At 47.3% G+C, this 21,999-nt stretch carries 23 protein-coding genes; 11 read left to right on the plus strand and 12 right to left on the minus strand.

The genetic code is table 11. From position 1 onward, the window contains the following. Position 1 precedes the first annotated feature (1 nt). The 11 genes from rfbA (at position 2) to wzzB (ending at position 11,505) form a co-directional block, all read left to right on the plus strand. On the plus strand, positions 2-877 hold the full coding sequence (gene rfbA, locus B3041_RS15255) for a glucose-1-phosphate thymidylyltransferase RfbA (RefSeq protein WP_292976493.1): 876 nt from the start codon (positions 2-4) through the stop codon (positions 875-877). A gap of 4 nt (positions 878-881) precedes the next feature. After that, the gene (gene rfbC / locus B3041_RS15260; RefSeq protein ID WP_292976496.1) at positions 882-1,436 is read left to right on the plus strand and encodes a dTDP-4-dehydrorhamnose 3,5-epimerase; all 555 of its coding nucleotides are present in this window, start codon (positions 882-884) and stop codon (positions 1,434-1,436) included. A gap of 24 nt (positions 1,437-1,460) precedes the next feature. Beyond that, positions 1,461-2,750 carry a flippase gene (locus B3041_RS15265; RefSeq protein WP_292976499.1) on the plus strand — a complete coding sequence of 430 codons (1,290 nt, stop codon included), beginning with the start codon at positions 1,461-1,463 and terminating at the stop codon, positions 2,748-2,750. Next, the gene (locus B3041_RS15270; protein WP_292976502.1) at positions 2,713-3,618 is read left to right on the plus strand and encodes a glycosyltransferase; all 906 of its coding nucleotides are present in this window, start codon (positions 2,713-2,715) and stop codon (positions 3,616-3,618) included. Before B3041_RS15265 ends, B3041_RS15270 begins: the two co-directional genes overlap by 38 nt. 92 nt (positions 3,619-3,710) lie before the next feature. Further along, complete coding sequence (locus B3041_RS15275) at positions 3,711-5,024, plus strand: hypothetical protein (RefSeq protein ID WP_292976505.1); 1,314 nt, start codon at positions 3,711-3,713, stop codon at positions 5,022-5,024. Then, positions 5,011-5,595 (plus strand): DapH/DapD/GlmU-related protein, encoded by a 585-nt coding sequence (locus B3041_RS15280; RefSeq protein WP_292976508.1) that lies wholly within the window; start codon positions 5,011-5,013, stop codon positions 5,593-5,595. The genes B3041_RS15275 and B3041_RS15280 overlap by 14 nt, the downstream gene beginning before the upstream one ends. 1 nt (position 5,596) lies before the next feature. Further along, complete coding sequence (locus B3041_RS15285; RefSeq protein WP_292976511.1) at positions 5,597-6,523, plus strand: glycosyltransferase family 2 protein; 927 nt, start codon at positions 5,597-5,599, stop codon at positions 6,521-6,523. A gap of 41 nt (positions 6,524-6,564) precedes the next feature. After that, positions 6,565-7,677 (plus strand): glycosyltransferase, encoded by a 1,113-nt coding sequence (locus B3041_RS15290; RefSeq protein WP_292976514.1) that lies wholly within the window; start codon positions 6,565-6,567, stop codon positions 7,675-7,677. 14 nt (positions 7,678-7,691) lie between these two features. Next, entirely contained in the window at positions 7,692-8,804 is a 1,113-nt protein-coding gene (locus B3041_RS15295; RefSeq protein WP_292976517.1) for a glycosyltransferase family 4 protein, read from the plus strand. A gap of 215 nt (positions 8,805-9,019) precedes the next feature. Further along, positions 9,020-10,429 (plus strand): NADP-dependent phosphogluconate dehydrogenase, encoded by a 1,410-nt coding sequence (gndA, locus tag B3041_RS15300; RefSeq protein WP_039385340.1) that lies wholly within the window; start codon positions 9,020-9,022, stop codon positions 10,427-10,429. Between the two features lie 68 nt (positions 10,430-10,497). After that, positions 10,498-11,505 (plus strand): LPS O-antigen chain length determinant protein WzzB, encoded by a 1,008-nt coding sequence (gene wzzB / locus B3041_RS15305; protein ID WP_292976521.1) that lies wholly within the window; start codon positions 10,498-10,500, stop codon positions 11,503-11,505. 38 nt (positions 11,506-11,543) lie between these two features. Here wzzB and B3041_RS15310 read toward each other — a convergent pair whose 3' ends face one another. The 12 genes from B3041_RS15310 to hisD form a co-directional block, all read right to left on the minus strand. Next, positions 11,544-12,659 (minus strand): succinylglutamate desuccinylase/aspartoacylase family protein, encoded by a 1,116-nt coding sequence (locus B3041_RS15310; protein WP_065648935.1) that lies wholly within the window; start codon positions 12,657-12,659, stop codon positions 11,544-11,546. A gap of 111 nt (positions 12,660-12,770) precedes the next feature. Continuing rightward, positions 12,771-13,568, minus strand: coding sequence for an ABC transporter substrate-binding protein (locus tag B3041_RS15315; protein WP_292976526.1), 798 nt, complete (start codon positions 13,566-13,568; stop codon positions 12,771-12,773). A gap of 64 nt (positions 13,569-13,632) precedes the next feature. Beyond that, positions 13,633-14,109 carry a YbaK/prolyl-tRNA synthetase associated domain-containing protein gene (locus B3041_RS15320; protein WP_292976529.1) on the minus strand — a complete coding sequence of 159 codons (477 nt, stop codon included), beginning with the start codon at positions 14,107-14,109 and terminating at the stop codon, positions 13,633-13,635. Then, positions 14,096-14,431, minus strand: coding sequence for a helix-turn-helix domain-containing protein (locus tag B3041_RS15325; protein WP_065648938.1), 336 nt, complete (start codon positions 14,429-14,431; stop codon positions 14,096-14,098). Before B3041_RS15325 ends, B3041_RS15320 begins: the two co-directional genes overlap by 14 nt. Then, the gene (locus B3041_RS15330; protein ID WP_292976532.1) at positions 14,428-15,696 is read right to left on the minus strand and encodes a type II toxin-antitoxin system HipA family toxin; all 1,269 of its coding nucleotides are present in this window, start codon (positions 15,694-15,696) and stop codon (positions 14,428-14,430) included. The genes B3041_RS15325 and B3041_RS15330 overlap by 4 nt, the downstream gene beginning before the upstream one ends. 166 nt (positions 15,697-15,862) lie before the next feature. Continuing rightward, the gene (gene hisIE, locus B3041_RS15335; RefSeq protein WP_292976535.1) at positions 15,863-16,474 is read right to left on the minus strand and encodes a bifunctional phosphoribosyl-AMP cyclohydrolase/phosphoribosyl-ATP diphosphatase HisIE; all 612 of its coding nucleotides are present in this window, start codon (positions 16,472-16,474) and stop codon (positions 15,863-15,865) included. Beyond that, positions 16,468-17,244: an imidazole glycerol phosphate synthase subunit HisF gene (gene hisF / locus B3041_RS15340; protein WP_065648941.1), complete on the minus strand. Its 777-nt coding sequence runs from the start codon at positions 17,242-17,244 to the stop codon at positions 16,468-16,470. The genes hisIE and hisF overlap by 7 nt, the downstream gene beginning before the upstream one ends. Beyond that, positions 17,226-17,963 (minus strand): 1-(5-phosphoribosyl)-5-[(5-phosphoribosylamino)methylideneamino]imidazole-4-carboxamide isomerase, encoded by a 738-nt coding sequence (hisA, locus tag B3041_RS15345; protein ID WP_292976540.1) that lies wholly within the window; start codon positions 17,961-17,963, stop codon positions 17,226-17,228. The genes hisF and hisA overlap by 19 nt, the downstream gene beginning before the upstream one ends. Beyond that, a complete protein-coding gene (hisH, locus tag B3041_RS15350; RefSeq protein WP_065648943.1) occupies positions 17,963-18,553 on the minus strand; it encodes an imidazole glycerol phosphate synthase subunit HisH in 591 nt (196 codons plus the stop codon). Before hisH ends, hisA begins: the two co-directional genes overlap by 1 nt. Further along, entirely contained in the window at positions 18,553-19,620 is a 1,068-nt protein-coding gene (gene hisB / locus B3041_RS15355; protein WP_065648944.1) for a bifunctional histidinol-phosphatase/imidazoleglycerol-phosphate dehydratase HisB, read from the minus strand. Before hisB ends, hisH begins: the two co-directional genes overlap by 1 nt. Before the next feature lie 2 nt (positions 19,621-19,622). Then, positions 19,623-20,693 carry a histidinol-phosphate transaminase gene (hisC, locus tag B3041_RS15360; protein ID WP_065648945.1) on the minus strand — a complete coding sequence of 357 codons (1,071 nt, stop codon included), beginning with the start codon at positions 20,691-20,693 and terminating at the stop codon, positions 19,623-19,625. Next, positions 20,690-21,997 carry a histidinol dehydrogenase gene (gene hisD / locus B3041_RS15365; protein WP_292976545.1) on the minus strand — a complete coding sequence of 436 codons (1,308 nt, stop codon included), beginning with the start codon at positions 21,995-21,997 and terminating at the stop codon, positions 20,690-20,692. The genes hisC and hisD overlap by 4 nt, the downstream gene beginning before the upstream one ends. Between the last annotated feature and the right edge of the window lie 2 nt (positions 21,998-21,999).

Consider the following 21,999-nt stretch of genomic DNA (forward strand, 5'->3'; position numbering starts at 1 on the left):
TATGGCTCGTAAAGGTATTATCCTCGCTGGCGGCTCTGGCACGCGTCTGTATCCCGTAACAATGGCCGTGAGTAAACAGCTGTTGCCTGTCTATGACAAGCCTATGATTTACTATCCACTTACTACATTGATGCTGGCAGATATCAGAGATATTTTGATTATCAGCACCCCACAGGATACGCCACGTTTTGAGCAGCTATTAGGCGATGGCAGTCAATGGGGATTAAATCTGCAATATAAAGTGCAGGAGAGTCCGGATGGGCTGGCACAGGCATTTATCATTGGTGAAGAGTTCATTGGTGATGACAGTTGTGCGCTGGTTCTGGGCGATAACATATTTTACGGCCACGACCTTCCAAAAGAGCTGATGAAAGCAGTTGATCAAACTTCAGGAGCCACCGTATTTGCTTACCATGTCAACGACCCGGAACGTTATGGCGTTGTTGAGTTTGATGCGGATGGTAAAGCTATTTCTCTTGAAGAAAAACCGAAAACGCCAAAAAGCAATTATGCAGTTACAGGTCTCTATTTTTACGACAACGACGTTGTCAGACTGGCCAAGAGCCTTAAGCCATCACCTCGCGGTGAGCTGGAAATTACTGACATCAATAATCTGTATATGCAACAAGGTGAACTTTCGGTTGCAATGATGGGGCGGGGCTTTGCATGGCTGGATACGGGTACGCATCACAGCCTGATAGAAGCTAGTAATTTTATCCAGACAATTGAACAGCGACAGGGCCTGAAAGTCTCCTGTCCGGAAGAAATTGCCTATCGTAAAGGTTTTATTGATGCGGAACAGGTCAGGAAACTGGCTACTCCTTTATCGAAGAATGAGTATGGGCAATATCTGCTCAAGATGGTGAAAGGATACTGATATCATGAAAGCAATTAAAACTGATATCCCTGATGTACTGATTTTCGAACCCAAAGTTTTTGGTGATGAGCGCGGCTTTTTCTTTGAAAGCTTCAGTCAAAAAGTGTTTGAAGAAGCGATAGGGCGCAAAGTTATTTTTGTTCAGGATAACCATTCCAAATCTGCCAAAGGTGTTTTGCGCGGATTACATTATCAGCAGGCTCCTCATGCACAGGGTAAATTAGTTCGCTGCATTGCTGGCGAAGTGTTTGATGTGGCTGTTGACCTTCGTAAGGATTCTACGATGTTTGGCAAGTGGGTTGGTGTAAATCTGTCAGCTGAAAACAAACGTCAATTATGGATTCCTGAAGGTTTTGCACATGGATTTCTGGTGTTAAGCGAAAATGCAGAGTTTGTTTATAAGACTACGCATTTTTATGAACCAAATAGTGAAAGGTCAATCCGATGGAATGACGAACACTTAGCAATCGAATGGCCAATTAAAGATCTAAACTTAACACTTTCTGCAAAAGATCTCGCGGCTCAAAATTTTTTAGGTAGTTTTCTTACTGCAGATTAACGTTAAGGATAGCATGACTTAGCTATGTTAGATAAAAAGTTATTTAAAAACATCTTTTCGATGTTTAGTATTCAAGGTTTAAATTATCTGATTCCTCTAGTAACTATACCTTATTTAGTGAGAGTTTTAGGAATTAGTGAATTCGGCACTTATAGTTTGATTCTTGCAGTTATACAGTATTTTGTTATTTTTTCGGATTATGGTTTTAATTTATCTGCAAGCAGACAAATATCAATAAAGATAAAAAACATTCGCGAAGTATCCAGAGTTTTTTTCTCTGTAATTTTCTGTAAGATAGCAATTGCATCATTAGGCTTTATAATTCTTCTTATAAGTTCAATCTTTTACGAAGTTATACATGAGCATATCTTTTTATTTGTCATGGGATACACCATTGTTATTGGCACTACGTTTTATCCAATATGGCTTTTCCAAGGTTATGAAATGATGCAGTGGATTGCTATAAGTAATTTTATAGCTAAAATAGTGGGTGTAATCCTTATTTTTACTTTGGTGGAATCTAAACAAGATATTTGGATAGCTCTTTTGAGTCAAGGGATTGTCGGAGTATTTGCTTCAGTAATTGCATTATTTAAAGCTTATCAGGAAAATTTGCTTGTCCGTATTTTTCCTAGTTATATTGATATCAAAGAGCAATTAAGGCTCGGATGGAATATTTTCATTTCTTCATTTTTTGTTAGCTTATACACTACAAGTGTGCCAATAATATTAGGGTTTACCTCTGGAGCAGAAAGTGTAGGTATTTATACTGCAGCAGACAAATTAAAACAAGGTTTACAGGGATTAATAGGCCCTGTATCACAAGCAGTATATCCGAGAAGCAATAGGATTATGATCGAGTCACGAGAAAGAGCATTGAGGTTTGTCAAAAAACTTGGCTTTATTCTTGTTACCCCAATTATGATTTTAAGCTTTATTACGACTATAATGTCTAATGATATTATTAATTTTGCTTTCGGATCTGGGCATTCGAGCTCATCAATCGTCCTCGCAATAATAATATGGATTCCGCCAGTTGTGGCTATTGCTAATTTACTAGGTGTTCAACTACTGTTACCTATGGGATTAAGTAAGAAGTTTAGTTACTGTTATATAATAGTTGGTTTAGTGGGGCTTCCCTGCTTACTAATCTTTTCTAACTTATATTCATATGTCGGAGTGGCATATGTGGCCTTATGTGTCGAAATTGCGATAGCCATTTTATTTGCGATTATTCTCATATTTGAATGTAAGAGATTTAACAAAGGACGATCTGATGACACTGTTATCAATATGCATACCAACAAGAAATAGGATTAATTGTCTAAAAGAAACTATTGGGTCCATTATTGATGATGGTGTTGAGCCGAATCTTTATGAGATTATTATATCTGACAACTCAGATAATGATGAAGTCGAAGAATACGTTAAAAGGCTTAGCATCAAAAAAATAAATATTCGCTACTACAAGAATGAAGTGAAAGGATTTTATAATTCTATTAATGCTTTATCGTATGGCAATGGTGATTTTCTAAAGCTGCATAATGACTATAGTAAATTTAAAAAAGGTTCATTCAAATATCTTGTTGAGCTTATTGAAAAAAATAAAAAATTCAAGCCTATGATATTTTTTTCAAACGGTGAGCTAAAAGCGAAAGAAGTAATAACAACAGCAAGTTCATTCAATGATTTCATAGCATGCACAAGCTATTTAAACACTTGGAGTTCTGCCTTTTCCATTTGGAAAACCGACTTTATTAACACTAAACATGATGTTCAATCAGTAGACTCTATGTTCCCTCACACCTCGTTAATATTCAACTGTGCTAAAAATAATTATCTTATTTGCAATAAAGTAATCATGGAAAATATTTCAGTAGAAAAAAAAGGTGGATATAACATATTTTTTAACTTTTGCGTTGTATATATTGAAATGCTTCAGGAACAAGTTGATATGAATAATTTATCAACCAAGGTTTTTAAAAAACTTAAGGCTGATATGCTTTCAAATTTCATTGCGCCATGGTATTTTAAAACTATAACAACTGACAAGGGGTATACATTTGACAATGAAAATGCAGATTTAAATATAAAGAAAAAATATGGAAGGATGGGGTTACTTAAAGTAAAGATTTTGGCATGTCTCAGATTATTTAAAGAAAAGATCCGCGGTTTTTGTTGATAAACAAATAGATAATGCTGGTGTTTATTTTAAAAATGGAAATAATTTTAAAACCCTAAATAATTGAGGTTACTTTGAGTAAAAGCTTCTCATTGAGCAATATTGCACGATATGCCGGGATATGGCTGGCTCTAGCAATTGTTTTTGGTGGTGCTTATAAAAGCCCGTTAGGGAATATCAGTACAGCACATATTATTGTAGTATGGGCTATACTATTGCTTGTTTGTTTTTTAATGTCACCATCTCGACAGTGGGCGAAACTTTATATTTTAAATACAAAAAAATATAGGTTGTATTACCTTATTATGTTTTTGATGTTCATCGTATCTGCATTCAATTATTTAATAATGAACGTAGGCGATGAGTTTTTTTTTAGCATGCAAATAAAACGTCTTCTTTTAGCTTTTATTTCGTTTTTTTTATTTCCGCTGATTCTAAATGCATTAATATATAGTTTAACACCGAAGCAAATTTTTTTTAGTGTTTTAACTTTTATGTTTCTTTTGGCTGTTTTTAGCCTTTTCCAGCTAGGTAATAGCGAATTTAGATTATGGTTTTTAGATAGGACTGCAATTGATGGATATTGGCTTGAGTGGGCAAAGCAAAGTAATCGAGCTATAGGTTTAAAAGCAATGTCAATATGGGACACATCTGTCGCATATTCAATTTTCATTTTCATCTGCTTTGGTGTTATTAGATCAAAAAAAGATGATGTTTCTAATTTCCCTCTATACATATTTATCGCGACAATTTTTGTTTTAGTTGCTTTGAGTGGTAGGACTGGTTTGCTTTTTCTCTTTTCCTTTATATTTCTTTTGTGTGTATTATATGAAAAGAAAAAATTAATTTTATTTTTTTCTGCCTCATTCGTTGTAATTATATTGATGATTATAACTTTATCTCAAAATGAAGTGATCGTCAGGGTGATTAATTTTGCGCTTGAACTTTTTGTTAATGCTTTAAGTGGAAATTTCCATACCAACTCTACTGACGACCTTATCAATAACCACTTATTTATACCGGATATAAAAAATATTGTATTTGGTGATAATACCTTTATTGGCGATGGAGAAGAAGTTCAGTCTGAGCTTTCTCGTTCCTCAGACTCATCCTTTGTAATTAATTATGTAGCCTATGGTGTATTTGGTGTTATTTGCACCACGTTATTAATGTTAATAAATACAGCATTGTTTTTCGATTTTTTTATGCTCACCAAAAAAAACAAGCTTTACTACATTGTTTTATTGATCTGTTTTTTATTATGTTTTGGTCTTTATATCAAAGCGTTAGTTTACATAAGTGCTACTCTTTTAAAAGCAATGATATTCGTTTCGGTTGTTATCAATAGAGTTAAAAGCTTTGATGGTAATAATAAAAGAAGGTTATTTGTAGATGAAAAAAATTAAAAGAGAAAGAATGGGGATGATTTGGTTAAGGGTTATTCCATTTTTTTATAATTTATTACGGAACCGTGTTTATAGCATTATATTTAGTTCAAAAAATATAAAGGTCGGTAATGGATTGTCTATATCAGGAAGTAAAAATATATTTATAGGTAATAATGTTTATTTAGGTAACAATTCATGGATTGACTCCATTGGTGATGGAGTCATATATATAGGTGATGATGTATCTTTTAGTCAGAACGTTCACATTGCTGCACAGTCAAAAGTAAAAATAGGTAATGGTGCATTGATAGGTAGTGATGTGCTAATCACTGACCATGACCATAAATTTGGTGAGAGATTTAATGAAATTTTACCGAAAAATAGAGGGCTCACTGTAAAAGGTAACACTATAATTGGTGATAATGTCTGGCTTGGCGATAACGTCAAGATCTTATCAGGTGTGACTTTAGGTGCGAATGTAGTCGTGGCTGCAAATTCTGTAGTGACCAAAAGTTTTTCTGCAGGCTTAGTGGTAGGTGGCATTCCAGCCCGCGTCTTAGAAAAAAAATCTGATCATTTTACGGTTTAATATGAATATTGATGTAATAATAGCTACATATAATGGTAAAAATTATATTGAAGAGCAAATAAATTCTATCCTCAATCAGACCTATAAAGATATAACCGTTTATATTCGAGATGATGGTTCCACTGATGGTACTGCAGATTTATTAAAAAAAATAGCGCTAACAGATTGTCGAATAAAAATTGTGGAGGATAATATTCCGGCTAGGGGAGTAGGGGAAAATTTCAAACAGTTATTAAAAAATTGTAACTCCGATTATGTTTTTATTGCAGATCAAGATGATTATTGGCAAAAAGATAAAATTGAAAAATTGTTATCCTTTATCAAAGGTTGCGATGAAGATCAACCACTCATTGCATATGCGCCCGGTATGGTTGTGGATTCAACACTGAAGCCAACAGGAAAGCTGACTGATTATAAATTAAAAGTTGAAAAAGTTCAGGATATGTATCTTATGAATGGAGGTGTTCAGGGGTGCGCAATGGTGATCAATAAGCACCTTTACAATTTGGCCTTAAAAACAAACTTTCATTGGCACATGCATGATCAGGTTTTGAGCATTTATGCAGTCTGTTTTGGAAAGATTTATTTTTGTGAATCACCACTTTTCTTGTATAGACAGCATGGAAGTAATGTTCTTGGTTTTAATAGCTCTACGGTTAAAGACAAGTTAAAACGGTATATTCACTATAACAAAAATAGCTTTTTAATTGATAAATCTTCTTACTTAATGTTTACTGAATTCAGTAATCTTCTTGGAAATAGTTTGAATAGTGAAATAAAAAATAATATTGAGTTTTTTTTGACTGCAATAAAAAAAGGTAAAATTAGCACTTTTATATTCATTATAAAACATAAATTGAAACTGCAGCATAGTCTAATTAAAGCATGTATAAAATCACTGATTGTTAGAAATACAATCGAGCGATAATTAGCTTGATCTTATAAATAAAAAATAATTGGGTGGGTTTAATGAAGATTGCTTATATTATCACAGGGCTTGGTATGGGAGGTGCGGAAAATCAAGTTTGTAATATGGCAGATATAATGCATGATTATGGCCATGTAGTTGAGATAATATGCCTGTCTGGCGATATAGTAGTTTCGCCAGCTTCCAAAGATATCAAAATCCATAACCTTGGCATAAAAAAAAATATTCTCGGTTTTATTAAAGCACTTATAAAAACTAAAATTATTTTGTTTAAAATGAAACCTGATGTCGTGCATAGTCATATGTTCCATGCTAATATTTTCTCGAGAATAATTAGATTTTTCCCTCCATTTAATAATGCCGTTTTGATATCCACTGTACATAATAGCTATGAAGGTGGGAAAATGAGGATGTTATGCTATAGGCTTACAGACTTTCTGACAGATATTACTACAAATGTAAGTGAAGAAGCAGTCAATTCGTATTTGGAAAAAAAAGCTGTAAAGCATGGGAAAATTATTCCTTTCAAAAATGCAATTGATACGGATCGATACATATTCAGTGAGGTAGATAGAAAGAATTTAAGATCAAGCTTAAATATTGATAATGAAACTAAAGTTATTCTTTCAATTGGTAGGCTTACTAAACAAAAAGACTATCCAAATTTATTTCATGCCATTGGTGGTATAAATAATGATGAAATAGTAGTAGTCATCATTGGTGACGGAGACCTTTTTGCAGATCTGCAGGCCTTGGCCAAAAATCTGAATATTGATCATAAAATAAGATGGGTAGGAATTCAGCATAATGTTCAAAAATGGCTCAGCACTGCAGATGTATTCGTACTTTCGTCCGAATGGGAAGGATTTGGCTTGGTCGTTGCCGAAGCAATGTCATGCCAACGAGTCGTGGTGGCAACTGATTCAGGAGGTGTAGCTGAAGTGTTAGGCGATTGCGGGTATCTTGTGCCTGTAAAAAATCACTATGAATTAGGTTCAGCTATTGAAAATTCATTAGCACTTTCAACCGAAGAAGCACACGAGTTGGGAGCTAGGGCTAGAAATCGTGTTAGAAAGCTATTTTCTCTTGAAAAAAGAATGCTTGAATGGCTTGAGTTATATAAATATTTGAAGTTAAAAAAATGGAAACCATAAAAAAGGATTTCATAATGAAAATTGTCATTTCAGCTAATACTTCTTGGTACATTTATAATTTTAGACGCAACACGATATCTACTCTTTTAGAAAATGGATATCGAGTTATAGTTGTTGCCCCTAAAGATGAATATTCTGATAAGATAATTAATCTTGGTGCTTATTTTAAAGATATAAGTATTCAACGCGATGGTACAAATCCTATTAAAGATTTATTTACCTGCATTAATTTCTATTTGATATATAAAAAGCTATCACCGAGTTTAGTTCTAAATTTCACGCCAAAAAATAACATATATAGTACTATCGCTGCAAAGTTACTTCGTATCAAAGTGATTAACAATATTGCAGGTTTGGGGACAGTATTTGTAAATGAGACCTTTGTTTCTAAGGTTACCAGACTCCTTTACAAAATAAGCCAGCCTCATGCTGATATGATTTTTTTCCAAAATGACGATGATCGAAATATTTTCCTCGAAAATAGAATAACTAGTAAAGATAAAAGTGAACGCCTACGGGGATCGGGGGTTGATCTGACTAGATTTAAAATTCAAGAAGCCAAGAATGATGGGGTAACTCGTTTTCTGCTTGTGGCTCGAATGCTTTATGAGAAAGGCATCACTTATTACGCAGACGCTGCTAAAATTTTGAAAAAAGAGCATGGAGATTCTGTAGAGTTTTTTCTGCTTGGTTTTATAGACGATCATAATCCAAAAGGTATTTCATCTAATGTGATCGACGAATGGGTAAAAGGTGGATGGATAATCTATCAAGGTATTTCTGATGCTGTAGAAAAAGAAATGGCTTTAGTTGATTGTGTTGTTTTACCTTCATTTTATCGCGAAGGTGTGCCTAAGTCACTTCTTGAAGCTGGTGCAATGGGGAAACCTATCATTACGACAGATAATGTGGGATGCCGTGAAACTGTAGATGATTATGTTAATGGTTTTGTATGCCAACCACGTTCTCTGGAAAGCCTTCTTAAAGCCATGAGACTTATTATTAGTATGACACACGATGAACGTCTTGCTATGGGTGCTAAGAGTCGACAAAAAATGGAAGAAAATTTTGATGAGAAAGTGGTGATCTCGAGATATATGTTTGCTATTGACAAACTGACTTCCTAGATTTCTATGCTTTTTAACTTTGTTTTAAATGTTACCCAAAAGTCCTTTGTCTTACAGTCTTAGTTTTGTATAATTAGCGATGTATTATTTAATTATCCAGCTATAAATACTATAGCACCAATCACTACCATCCCCGCTTAAACCTGAGTTAATATGTTCAGAACATTGGCCGCAGTCATATAACTGCTGGTTTTTTCACCTAGACAGGAGTAGGTATGTCCAAGCAACAGATCGGCGTTGTAGGTATGGCAGTCATGGGCCGTAATCTGGCTCTTAACATTGAAAGCCGTGGTTACACCGTGTCCATCTTCAACCGCTCACGCGAAAAGACCGATGAAGTCATTGCTGAGAATCCGGGTAAAAAGCTTGCTCCGTTTTACACGGTAGAAGAGTTTGTTGAGTCACTGGAAAAACCACGCCGTATTCTGCTGATGGTGCAGGCGGGTGAAGCGACGGACAAAACTATCGCATCGCTGACGCCGCATCTGGATAAAGGCGATATTCTGATTGATGGCGGTAACACCTTCTACAAAGACACCATCCGTCGTAATCAGGAACTCAGCGAGCAGGGCTTTAACTTCATCGGTACCGGCGTCTCCGGTGGTGAAGAGGGCGCGCTGAAAGGCCCTTCTATCATGCCTGGCGGTCAGAAAGAAGCTTATGAACTCGTTGCCCCTATCTTTGATAAAATCGCTGCCCGCGCAGAAGATGGCGACGCCTGTGTGGCGTACATCGGTCCGAACGGTGCCGGTCACTATGTGAAGATGGTCCATAACGGTATCGAATATGGCGATATGCAGCTGATTGCTGAAGCCTATGCGCTGCTGAAAGGTGCGCTGGGTCTGAGCAATGAAGAGCTGGCTGAAACCTTCACCGACTGGAACAACGGCGAACTGAGCAGCTACCTGATCGACATCACGAAAGATATCTTCACCAAGAAAGATGAAGAGGGTAACTACCTGGTCGATGTGATTCTGGATGAAGCAGCGAACAAAGGCACCGGTAAATGGACCAGCCAGAGCTCGCTGGATCTGGGTGAGCCACTGTCGCTGATCACTGAATCGGTCTTTGCCCGCTACCTTTCCTCGCTGAAAACGCAGCGCGTTGCCGCCTCTAAAGTACTGAGCGGTCCGCAGGCGCAGGCAGTAAGCGGTGATAAAGCTGAATTCGTTGAGAAAGTGCGTCGCGCGCTCTATCTGGGCAAAATTGTTTCCTATGCGCAGGGCTTCTCACAGCTGCGTGCGGCTTCTGAGCAGTACAGCTGGGATCTGCAGTATGGTGAAATCGCGAAGATCTTCCGCGCCGGCTGCATCATTCGTGCGCAGTTCCTGCAGAAGATTACTGATGCCTATGCTGCCGATGCCAATATCGCCAACCTGCTGTTAGCTCCATACTTTAAAGATATCGCTGACCAGTATCAGCAGGCGCTGCGCGATGTGGTGGCTTATGCAGTACAGAACGGCATCCCGACCCCGACCTTCTCCGCTGCTATCGCGTACTATGACAGCTACCGTTCAGCGGTGCTGCCTGCCAACCTGATCCAGGCGCAGCGTGACTACTTTGGTGCGCATACTTACAAGCGTACCGATAAAGAAGGCGTGTTCCACACCGAGTGGTTAGAGTAACTGTTCTTAACACCTCCCGTCCGGGAGGTGTTTTTCTATGCTGACAATGATTGGCGAGTACTGAATTTATGAATGCAAACAATAAGCCCGGACTGAATAACGATCCGGGCGTTCTGGCTTCAAACAATAATGATGAAATAGATTTGCTCGACATAATTGTCCAGCTGTGGAAAGGCAAATGGATAGTTATTGCGACGATGGTAGTGACGATGTTGCTAAGCATTGTCTATTTAAGCGTAGCGAAGGAAAAATGGACGTCTGAGGCCATTGTTACGCTGCCTTCAGCGGGACAGGTTGCCAGCTATAATGCCACCCTGAGCGTGCTGTATGCGCAAAACATTCAGGAAAAACCGTCAGTTACCGATTTGCAAAACCAGCTCTTTGGCCGTTTTAGTGCGTCAGTGAATGCGCTTGCCGGCGCGCTGGCAAATCAGGAAGAGCCCGAAACATTAAAAATCAGCCAGGTGAATAAAGGCAGTAACGACGCACTGACGATCTCTTTTGTCGCGCAGAGCGCAAAAGAAGCGCAGGCGCAGCTGAAAAAGTATCTCACAACTGTTAATAACGAAGTGGTCAGTGATTATGGCCAGGATATAAAACATAGCCTGGGCGTAAAAGCCAAAGAGCTGAAAGAAATCCTGGATGCGCATAAACAGATCGCTATTAATAAAAAACAGCATCGACTGGATGTGATTAATCAGGCGCTGAAGGTGGCGGAAGTAGCCGGCCTGACAAAATCGCAGCTGAGCCAGGCAGAGTATCTCTCTGATGACACGCTTTACCTGCTGGGCAGTGAAGCGTTACGCGCGATGGTATCCAATGAGGCGACCAAACCGCTCGATTTTGATGATGACTATTACAGTGCCGAGCGCGCGCTGCTCTCGATTACGCACGTCACCATTCAGACCGACAATCTGCAGTCGTTCCGCTACATTGCTGAAGCAGACCTGCCGATTCGTCGTGACAGTCCGAAAAAGATCCTGACCGTACTGTTAGCCCTGATCCTGGGCGGCGTACTGGGCTCCGCTATCGTGATTGGCCGCAGTATTGTCAGCAACTACCGCAGTCGTCACTAAAACAAAAAACCGGCCCTGTGGCCGGTTTTTTTATGCCATTACATCACCAGCAGCTCTCCGCTGCGTCCAGCTTTCTCCCCCGCCAGCCGCACCGCCAGCATCCCGGACGTGACAAACTTGGTCAGGTTTCTGGCGTAGAGTACGCCGCCAAATTCAGCAACCAGCGGCGTAATGTGATCGGTAACCGGATCAACAACCTCTGCCACCACTTCTCCTGGTTTAATCCATTCGCCCAGCTTGCGCCGGTTCAGCAGCAGACCGGAGTAGGGGGCATAAATATATTCACAGCCCGCCAGCGGCGTTGGCGGATGGCGCAGGGCCGGGGAGACGCCCGGATCGCCGCTGATATAACCGCTTTCGGTCAGCGCGTTAATAATCGCATCTGCATCTTTCTCCGCCTGTTCCGGAGAGACATCGGCGACGCCGCGCAGCTCCAGCGTCACCGGCAGCAGACCGCGCGGCATCGGGTAATCATCACCAAAGCGTTTTGCCAGCGTCAGCCAGGGTTCGCAGCACGCTTCGTCGAACGGTTCACCGCCGGAAATCTGCGCCAGCAGCTGCACCTCGCTGCCGAGCCAGCGCGCCAGCGGTTCCACCTCAGACCAGGCGTGAGGCGTTGTATAAAGGTGCGGCAGTGCATCCCAGTCGCAGTGCAGGTCAATCATCAGATCGGCCTGACTTGCCATGCGCATCAGGGTATAGCGCTGGGACTCCAGCTCGGTTCTGGCTATCTGATCGCGATAGTAAAGGTCGATAGCATCGCGGATCAGGCGTCTGTTTTCATATTCACTCTGCGTCAGCGATCCCGCCAGGTCCGCCGCCAGCTTCTCACCCAGTGCCGGAAAGCGCCGGTTAAAATCCTGACCAGAAAGAGTATGAAAACGTCCCAGATGCGTGCCGTGCCAGTGCTGACCCAGCGCCAGCGGATTGGCTACCGGAACCAGCGTGATTTTGGCTTTCAGTTTGCCTGCGGACTCCAGCGCCAGCAGTTTCTGTTTGAGGTACCAGGCAACCGCCATGCCCGGCAGCTCATCCCCGTGCAGGGCGGCCTGAATATAAACGCGCTTTTGCGAGTCGGTGCCGAAATGAAAGCTGACAATCTCTCGCTGGGTGCCCAGCGAGGCGCTCAGTAATGGATGATGTTGTTGTTGCATAGTGCGGCCGGTGTCCTGTTTCTGAGGCTGCAGTAGCGCGCATGCCTGTTAGGGTGACTGAACAGATTATAGTTCCGTTAAAAAAACGGCGGCAAACGCGCCGCCGGATATTCAGGGCTGAACAGAAATATCTGTCGCGAAATAACGCTTCTGGATAGTGTCAAACGTGCCGTTTTTCTTCAGCTCATCAAACGCGCTGTTAAGCGCCGCTTTCAGTTCGGTGTCGCCTTTACGCAGGCCAATGGCGGTGCCGGGGCCGATAAGCGGGTCCTGTACAATCGGGCCTGCCAGCGCAAAATCACTGCCCTGCGGATGTTTCAGAAAGCCGATAGCCGCCTGTGCCGCGTCGGTAAACACCGCGTCCAGACGGCCGGAGATCAGGTCGCTTTCCACCTGGGCCTGGTCGCCATAGGGCACCACATTTACGCCGTGCGGCTGCCATTTGGCACGCGCATAGCGCTCCTGCACCGTGCCCTGTTCAACGCCCACGCTCTTGCCCTTCAGCGACTCCGCCGTCGGCAGCAGACCGGAACCTTTACGCGCCATCAGCTGCACGTGGGTGTCATACATCGGTTCGGTAAAGTCGATCTGCTTCAGACGCTCTTCGGTCACGCCCATGTCAGAAAGGATAGCGTCAAACTTGCGCGCTTTCAGCGCCGGGATCATGCCGTCAAACTGGCTTTCAACCCAGACGCATTTTGCCTGCATCTGCGCGCACAGCGCGTTACCCAGATCGATATCGAATCCCACCAGTTTTCCCTGCGGCGTTTTAGATTCAAACGGCGGATAGGTCGGATCAACGGCAAAGCGCACCTGATCAATCTTTGCCTGCGCGCCAAAAGCGCAGCCAGCCAGCAGCGCCAGCGCTACGGTATTGCGCAGACGCGCGGTAAAACGGGAATGTGCCATAAACGGGTTCTTCTGTTGTAAAAGCGGGTATTCCGAGAGTACCCCCCGCAATGGCGGATGGCAATTAGAGGATTATTTTCATCACGTTACCATTATGCAGCCGCTGGTAATCGTTAATATTCAGCACTACGGATCTCTCCAGCACTCCGGCATTAAACGCGATTTCGCCATAGCGTTCAAACAACAGCGGATCGACTACCAGCCGTAAATCTTCATGAAAGCTAAACGGTGGAATCGCCCCAAATACACAGGCTGTCAGGGCATCCACTTCTGCCGGGGAGGCCAGCGAGGCACGACGTCCCCCCACCGCAGCCGCCACTTTACTCAGGTCTGCCTGCCGATCGGCCGGCAGTACCGCCAGGACATATTGTTTGATACCGTTACCTTTGACATGGCACACCAGCGCTTTCGCACCCTGGCCCACCTCTGTACCTCGCAAAGCCGCCACTGCTTCACACTTCCCGGTCGCTGCATGCTCCAGCAGGCGATATTGAGCGCCGTGCTGGTCGAGCAGGGCAATAAGTTTTTCATGGGTGGTCATGGGATGCGCTTTGTTGAGCCAGCAGCGCAATCAGCGTTTGCCGCATATGAGATTGTTGTGGCAACAAACCCATTTCCAGCCCCAGCGGCCTGAAAGCGCGATTCAGCACATTCAGGGTCACGCTCTCTTTATCCTGTTCGATATCTGACAGGGTACGCCGGCTGATGCCAGCCAGCGTCGCATAGCGATCCTGTGAAAATCCAAGCACCTGTTTGCGGAGTTGCATAAGTAACTTGCCGTGGCTGGCTTTTTCTTCAATCGACTGACGTAATAACGCCAGTAATAACGCTTCACGTTCAAACGGCGTCATGGTTTTCTTCATAATTTCCACCCTGCGATACGCTCATCCAGAAAATTGAAGCCAACGCCGGGCATTTCGAGAATTGACGCAGGCACACCGCGTTGCGCCAGGCGCGCCTTAAGACCAGTCAGCTTTTTCGCTAGTATACGTAGCGCCTCCAGTAACCTTTTCTCAGAGACCAGATAGTTCAGACGTTGTGCAATCAGATGCCAGTTGTAATGACCGCCTTCTTCATACGGTGAGCCCCATTGTGTAGTACGAACCACACCTTCAGGATCGGCTTTCATGGGCGCAAAGTCGTAAACGGGGGCAAGCCACATACCGCTGGTTTTTTTCAAAATAGCACTGTTACGGCCATGATTATCGGAGTTGCCAAAGGCAATGTTCAGCATGTCGCGTTTAACCCATTCAATAACCAGTGATTCGCGTTCTGCCTCTGCCAAATTCAACTTTTCAATCAGACAGTGAATGATGTCGAAATGGTTGAGATAGCTTCCCGGCGCTTTTTGCATCAGTGAGTAGACGGATTCCAGTCCATACAGGACTTTTCTGTTTTCAACGAACGCTATATCAAATCGTGGTAGCCATAGCGATGGGTAACGTGTGCCTTCGCACAACAGCATTTGCCTGGTATCAATGGTGTCTATGCCCAGTGCCTGAAGTTCATGATAGAAGTGATACTCGGCGCGCAGAATATCGCAATCAATCGGGCTGCGAGCACCACGCGGATATTTAACGAGATAAGGGGTATCCTGATTCAAAGGATCGTCTTGCCAGGTATCTATCCACACTTCCTGTTGTGCATTCCGGCGTAACAATAATTTTGGCGCTTCCCCGCCTGCACCCGTTGCACCGCCGCTGGCCGCGCCCATCTGCTGTGCGTATTCAAGAAAATCACTGTCGCGCTCAATAGCCCATTCTGCGGAAAAACGCCGGGTTGGCAGAGTACTATTCACAGGAAGCTGTGGCAGAGACTCTTTAATACGCAGATTACCCACGGGGGCGATGGTACCCGCTTTCAGTAGCGCGTAATCCTGCTCACCTGCGGATTTGCCCTGCAGTCCCGGTTGGCTGATCCAATAACGACGGCTGGCGCCGGCCGGAATAATATCATCCAGAAACCCAAACCAGGGCTGCGCAAAATGGCTACCGATTAGCATGACAGGATAATTCAGGCTACAACTGGCAATATCATTGCGCTCCAGGTGTTCTGCTGCATAGGTAAAGTCATAAGCCAGTAATGCTTCGCTGCCACGACCAAGCTGGGGGACGTTAATATTGAGCATGGCAGCATCATGCCAGACACCGTCAAGGTAAAGTTATAAGGTCAGCATAGCCAGCCCTTTTTGAGCAGTATATTGCTCAATATTAGCTGAATTTAATTTTTTTGAGAAGAATGCTGCTCAAAATGGTTCATTTTCATTGATTTTGAGCAGCATGTTGCACAATTGGTTACTTATGACGGGCGCGCAGGTTATTAACGATCGCGCTTAAATCCAGATCCTGATCCTGCAGCAGCACCATCAGGTGATAGAGCAGGTCGGAGGCTTCATTGGTCAGTTCATGACGATCGTTTACCGTGGCTGCCAGCGCGGTCTCCACGCCTTCTTCACCAACCTTCTGCGCAATACGCTTGGTGCCGCTGGCGTAGAGGCTGGCGGTATAGGAGCTGGCAGGGTCGGCGTGTTTACGCGACGCCAGCAGCTGTTCCAGCTGGTAAAGGAACGCCCACTCCGGGGCGGCGGGTGAGAAACAGCTGGTGGTGCCAAGATGGCACGTCGGCCCGATGGGGTTTGCCAGCACCAGCAGCGTATCGTTATCGCAGTCCGGTGTCATACTCACCACCTGCAGAAAGTGGCCGGAGCTTTCGCCCTTGGTCCAGAGCCGCTCTTTGGTACGCGAGAAAAATGTGACATTACCTTCCGCCAGCGTTTTTTCCAGCGCCGCCTCATTCATATAACCGTGCATCAGCACTTCGCCGGAGACGCTGTGCTGCACGATAACAGGCATCATGCCCGCGGTTTTGACCCAGTCCAGGCGGGCCAGTTGGTCTGCTGTTAACACGCGCGAATCTCCACACCGTTGTCGATCAGAAAGTTTTTCAGCTCCCTGATATTAATAATCTGCTTGTGAAACACTGACGCCGCCAGCGCGCCATCAACGTTTGCCTGCGTAAACGCGTCGAGAAAGTGCGGCATGGTGCCGGCTCCGCCGGATGCGATCAGTGGCACCCTGCACACGTCGCGTACTTTCTGCAGCTGAACCAGGTCATAGCCGTTGCGTACACCATCCTGATTCATCATATTCAGTACGATTTCGCCCGCGCCCAGCTTCTGTACTTCTTTGACCCAGTCAAGGGTTTCCCACTGCGTCACCTGAGTACGCGCTTCATCACCGGTGTACTGATTAACGTGATATTTACCGCTCGCTTCATCAAACCAGGTATCAATCCCCACCACGATGCACTGCACGCCAAAACGGTCGGCGAGACGGGTGATCAGCGTCGGATCCGCCAGTGCCGGGGAGTTCACAGAGATTTTGTCGGCACCAAACTGCAGAATGCGCGCGGCATCCTCCTCACTCCTGATGCCGCCCGCGACGCAGAACGGAATGTCGATCACTTCTGCTACGCGTGAGACCCAGCTTTTATCGACCACGCGGCCATCCGATGAGGCGGTGATGTCATAAAACACCAGCTCGTCGGCCCCTTCCTGCGCGTAGCGCTGCGCCAGCGGCACAATGTCGCCGATGATTTCGTGATTGCGGAACTGCACGCCTTTTACAACCTGTCCGTCACGCACGTCCAGACAGGGAATTATCCGTTTTGCCAGCATGAAATCGCCTCCGCTACCGTGAATTTGTCTTCCAGCAGGGCGCGACCGACGATCACACCCTGCGCACCGCTGCCGCGCAGCGCGGCGATATCTGCCAGCGAGCCAATGCCACCGGAACTCTGAAAGGCGATGTCCGGGAAAGCGTCTGACACTTCTTTATACAGCGCCACGTTTGAGCCGCTCAGCGTGCCGTCGCGCGAAATGTCAGTGCAGAGCACGTGCTTCAGGCCCACGGACTGATACCCGCTAATCACCTCTTCCAGCGTAACGCCCGCCGCTTCCTGCCAGCCGCTGATCGCCACCTCTTTACGGTTAGCCGCGTCTATACGCACATCCAGCGCCAGCACAATGGCGTCCGCACCAAATTCGGTAAACCACGCTTTCACCGCTTCCGGCTGTTTGACTGCCGTAGAGCCAACCACCACACGCGTGGCCCCGGCGGCAAGCAGGGCCGCCACATCATCACGGTGACGAATGCCGCCGCCAACCTGCACCGGCACGCTGACGCCGCGCAGCAGCGTGGTCAGCAGAGGGATCTGGCGTTTAGCCGGATCTTTCGCACCGGTTAAATCCACCAGGTGCAGCACACCGGCACCCTGGCGTTCATACTCCTGCAGGCGCGGCAGCGGATCGCTGCCGTAGTCGCGCTGCTGGCCGTAGTCGCCCTGATGCAGGCGCACCACCTTGCCATCAATCAAATCTAACGCGGGGATAATCATTACATCTCCAGAAAGTTTTTCAGCAGCTGCGCGCCCGCTTTGCCGGAGCGCTCGGGGTGAAACTGCACGCCAAAGAAGTTATCTTTCTGCAGCGCGGCGGTAAAAGGCAGGCCGTAGTCGCACTGCGCGATAGTCGCGGCGTTAACCGGCATCGCGTAGCTGTGAACAAAGTAGAAGTAGCTGCCATCCGGAATATCGCGGAACAGATGATGTCCCGCTTTTGCAGTGATCTGATTCCAGCCCATGTGCGGCAGCGGCAGATCCTGCGTATCCATCAGCGCCACCGGCTCATCAACAATGCCCAGCGTAGTGATGCCGCCGTTCTCATCGCTGCCGCGCCCCAGCAGCTGCATACCGAGACAGATCCCCAGCACCGGCTGCGTACAGGCCTTGATCAGCTCAATCAGCTCGCGCTCTGCCAGCTGGTTCATCGCCGCCTGCGCGGTGCCAACGCCCGGCAGCAGCAGCTTATCGGCGCGCAGTACCACATCCGGATCGCGGCTGACCGTGGGCGTATAGCCAAGACGCTCAATCGCCCATTTTACCGAAGAGAGATTGGCGCAGCCGGTGTCGAGAATGACCACGTTCATCACAGCACTCCTTTTGAGCTCGGCAGGGTATTACCTTCCACGCGGATCGCCTGGCGCAGCGTGCGGCCAAAGGCTTTGAACAAACTTTCCACGCGATGGTGATCGTTACGGCCTTTGGTTTTCAGGTGCAGCGTGCTCATCATGGCGTAGGAGAGCGAGCGGAAGAAGTGCTCGACCATCTCTGTACTGAGATCGCCCACGCGCTGATAGCTGAACTCCGCTTTGTATTCGAGATGCGGCCGGCCGGAGATATCCAGCGCGCAGCGCGCCAGACACTCATCCATTGGCAGCACAAAGCCGAAGCGGCCAATACCGCGCTTGTCGCCCAGCGCCCTGAGCAGCGCTTCACCCAGCGCCAGGCCGGTATCTTCCACCGTGTGGTGATCGTCGATATAGAGATCGCCTTTCACATCGATGTTCATGCGAAAGCCGCCGTGTACCGCGATCTGATCCAGCATGTGATCAAAAAAGCCGACGCCGGTGTTAATTTTGCTGCCGCCTTCGCGGTCGAGCCACACTTCCACTTTGATCTGGGTCTCTTTGGTGTTGCGGTTCACCAGCGCATAGCGGTCGCGCTGAGTCAGGCGCGCCTGAATGGATGCCCAGCTCTCACCTTCAGCGCCGTAGCGCAGGCCCTGAATACCCATGTTTTCCGCCAGCTGCAGATCGGTCTGACGATCGCCAATCACATAGCTGCTGGCTTTATCCAGCGCGCCTTCTGCCAGCCACGCTTCTACCAGCCGGGTTTTGGGTTTGCGGCAGTCGCAGTTATCGGCGGGCAGGTGAGGGCAGATCAGCACGTCGCTGAAGTTAATTCCCTGCGAGGTGAAGATCTGCATCATCAGCGTATGCGGCGCGTCAAAATCGGCCTGCGGGAAACTTTCGGTGCCGAGGCCATCCTGATTGGTGATCATCACCAGCTGGTAACCCGCTTCCTGCAGCGCCAGCAGGGCAGGGATAACATCTTTCTCCAGCGCCAGTTTATCCAGGCGATCTACCTGAAAGTCGGACGGTGGTTCGGCAATTAACGTGCCGTCACGGTCAATAAAAAGGATCTTCTGGCTCATGCTTACTCCACGGAAAGGGCTTGCAGCGCGGCGATGAGGCGCTCGCACTCGGTTCGGGTACCAATTGAGATGCGCAGGCATCCGGCAAGACCTGGGTTTTTGTTCTGGTCACGCAGAATAATGCCCTGATCCCACAGCGATTTAAACACGGCTGGCGAGTCGGTGAAGCGCGCAAGAATATAGTTAGTCTCGCTCGGAAACACCTGCTCCACCACGCTCAGCTGCGGTAGCTGTTCGCACAGCCATGCGCGGTTCGCATTGAGTTCGGCAACGTGCTGACGCATCAGCGTGATACCCGCCTCGCTCAGCGCCTGTGCTGCAACGTCAGCGACCGGCGTGGCCAGCGGATAAGGCGCGATCACCTTCATCAGCAGGTCGATCACCGGCTTGTTCGCCAGGGTGAAACCGCAGCGCAGACCCGCCAGCGCAAACGCTTTTGACAGGGTGCGGAGGATCACCAGATGCGGAAATTCCTGCAGCCATGCCGCAAGCGTTGCGGCCGGGCAGAACTCAATATATGCCTCATCTGCTACCACCAGCGCTTTACCGGCGGTCATGGCCAGCAGCGCCCGGATATCATCCTGATTGATCAGGTTGCCGGTCGGATTGTTCGGGCTGCAGAGATAAACCACTTTTACACCGTCGAGCTTGCCGGCAATCGCCGGCAGGTTAAGCTGCCAGTTGTCCAGCGCCGGAACGGTACGGTACTCAATGCCGATGGTTTCCGCGCTGACGCTGTACATACCATACGTTGGCGGGCAGAACAGAATGGCATCTTTACCCGGTTCGCAGAACGCACGCATCAGTAGCTCAATGCCTTCATCAGCGCCGCGGCTGACCAGAACCTGCTCCGGCGTTAACCCGGCGTAGGCGGCATAACGCTCAATCACCACGCGCGGCTGGCACTCCGGATAGCGATTCAGCGTCTGCTGCGACAGCTCAAACGGCACCGGCAGCGGAAATTCGTTAGCGTTCAGCCAGACATCACCGTTGCCACCCAGGCGACGCGCTGACTGGTAAGGCGTCAGGGCGCGGACGTTAGCGCGCGCTAACGCTTCAATTTCAGTGCTCATGCTTGCTCCTTCAGGGCGGCAACGCGCAGGGTAACGGCGTTTTTGTGTGCATCAAGCTGCTCGGCGGCGGCCAGAGTTTCAATGGTAGCGGCCAGGTTCATGAAGCCCTGCGGCGTCAGCTCCTGCACCGTCATACGCTTCTGAAAATCTGCCAGTCCGAGGCTGGAGCTGGTGGCGGTATAACCATAGGTTGGCAGCACGTGGTTAGTGCCCGAAGCGTAGTCCCCGGCGGATTCCGGTGACCAGTCGCCGAGAAACACCGAGCCGGCACTGGTGATGGCATCGACCAGATCGCGCGGCTGGCGCGTCTGAATGATCAGGTGCTCCGGTCCATACTGGTTTGAGATCGCTACACACTGTGCCAGATCCCGGGCCACAATCAGGCGACTGCTCGCCAGCGCCTGACGTGCGGTTGCGGCGCGCGGCAGTGCAGCCAGCTGCGTCTCAACGGCCTGCGCCACCTCGCTGGCCAGCGCCTGCGATGGCGTCAGCAGAATAACCTGGGAGTCAGGACCATGCTCCGCCTGCGACAGCAGATCGGAGGCGACAAACGCGGGCGTTGCCCCGTCATCAGCAATAACCAGCACTTCAGAGGGGCCGGCAGGCATATCAATAGCCGCGCCGTCGAGCCGCTGGCTGACCTGCCGCTTCGCCTCCGTCACCCAGGCGTTGCCCGGGCCAAAGATTTTATCCACTTTCGGCACTGTTTCTGTGCCGAAAGCCAGCGCAGCAATCGCCTGCGCGCCGCCGACCTGAAATACCTCCTGAACGCCGCACAGCTGCGCGGCATACAGAATTTCATCGGCAATCGGTGGCGGGGAGCAGAGCACCACGCGGCCGCAGCCGGCGATGCGCGCCGGCGTTGCCAGCATCAGCACGGTGGAAAAGAGAGGCGCTGAACCGCCCGGAATATAGAGGCCCACCGACTGCACCGGCCGCGTGATCTGCTGACAGCGCACGCCGGGCTGCGTTTCGACATCCACCGTGGCCAGAATCTGGGCGTTGTGGAAGGTCTCAATATTGCGCACAGCCACCGCCATCGCCTGTTTAAGCTCGTCGCTCAGGCGCGCACCGGCGGCCTGCATCTCTGCCGCAGAGACGCGCAGATTGCTGACCTGCGCTTTATCAAACTGTGCGCTGAAATCCCGCAGTGCCGCGTCGCCGCGCGATTTCACTTCTGCCAGCACGTTCTGCACGGTGGCGCTGACGGTGGCAGAAGCGGCGATTGCCGGGCGCTGCAGCAAGGCCTGCTGCTGTTCAGCGTCACACTGCTGCCAGCTGATTGGGGTCATCAGGGTGCTCATCG

It is taken from the genome of Pantoea sp. UBA4549, assembly GCF_002387285.1.
In the GTDB taxonomy this organism is placed as follows: Bacteria; Pseudomonadota; Gammaproteobacteria; order Enterobacterales; family Enterobacteriaceae; genus Pantoea; species Pantoea borealis.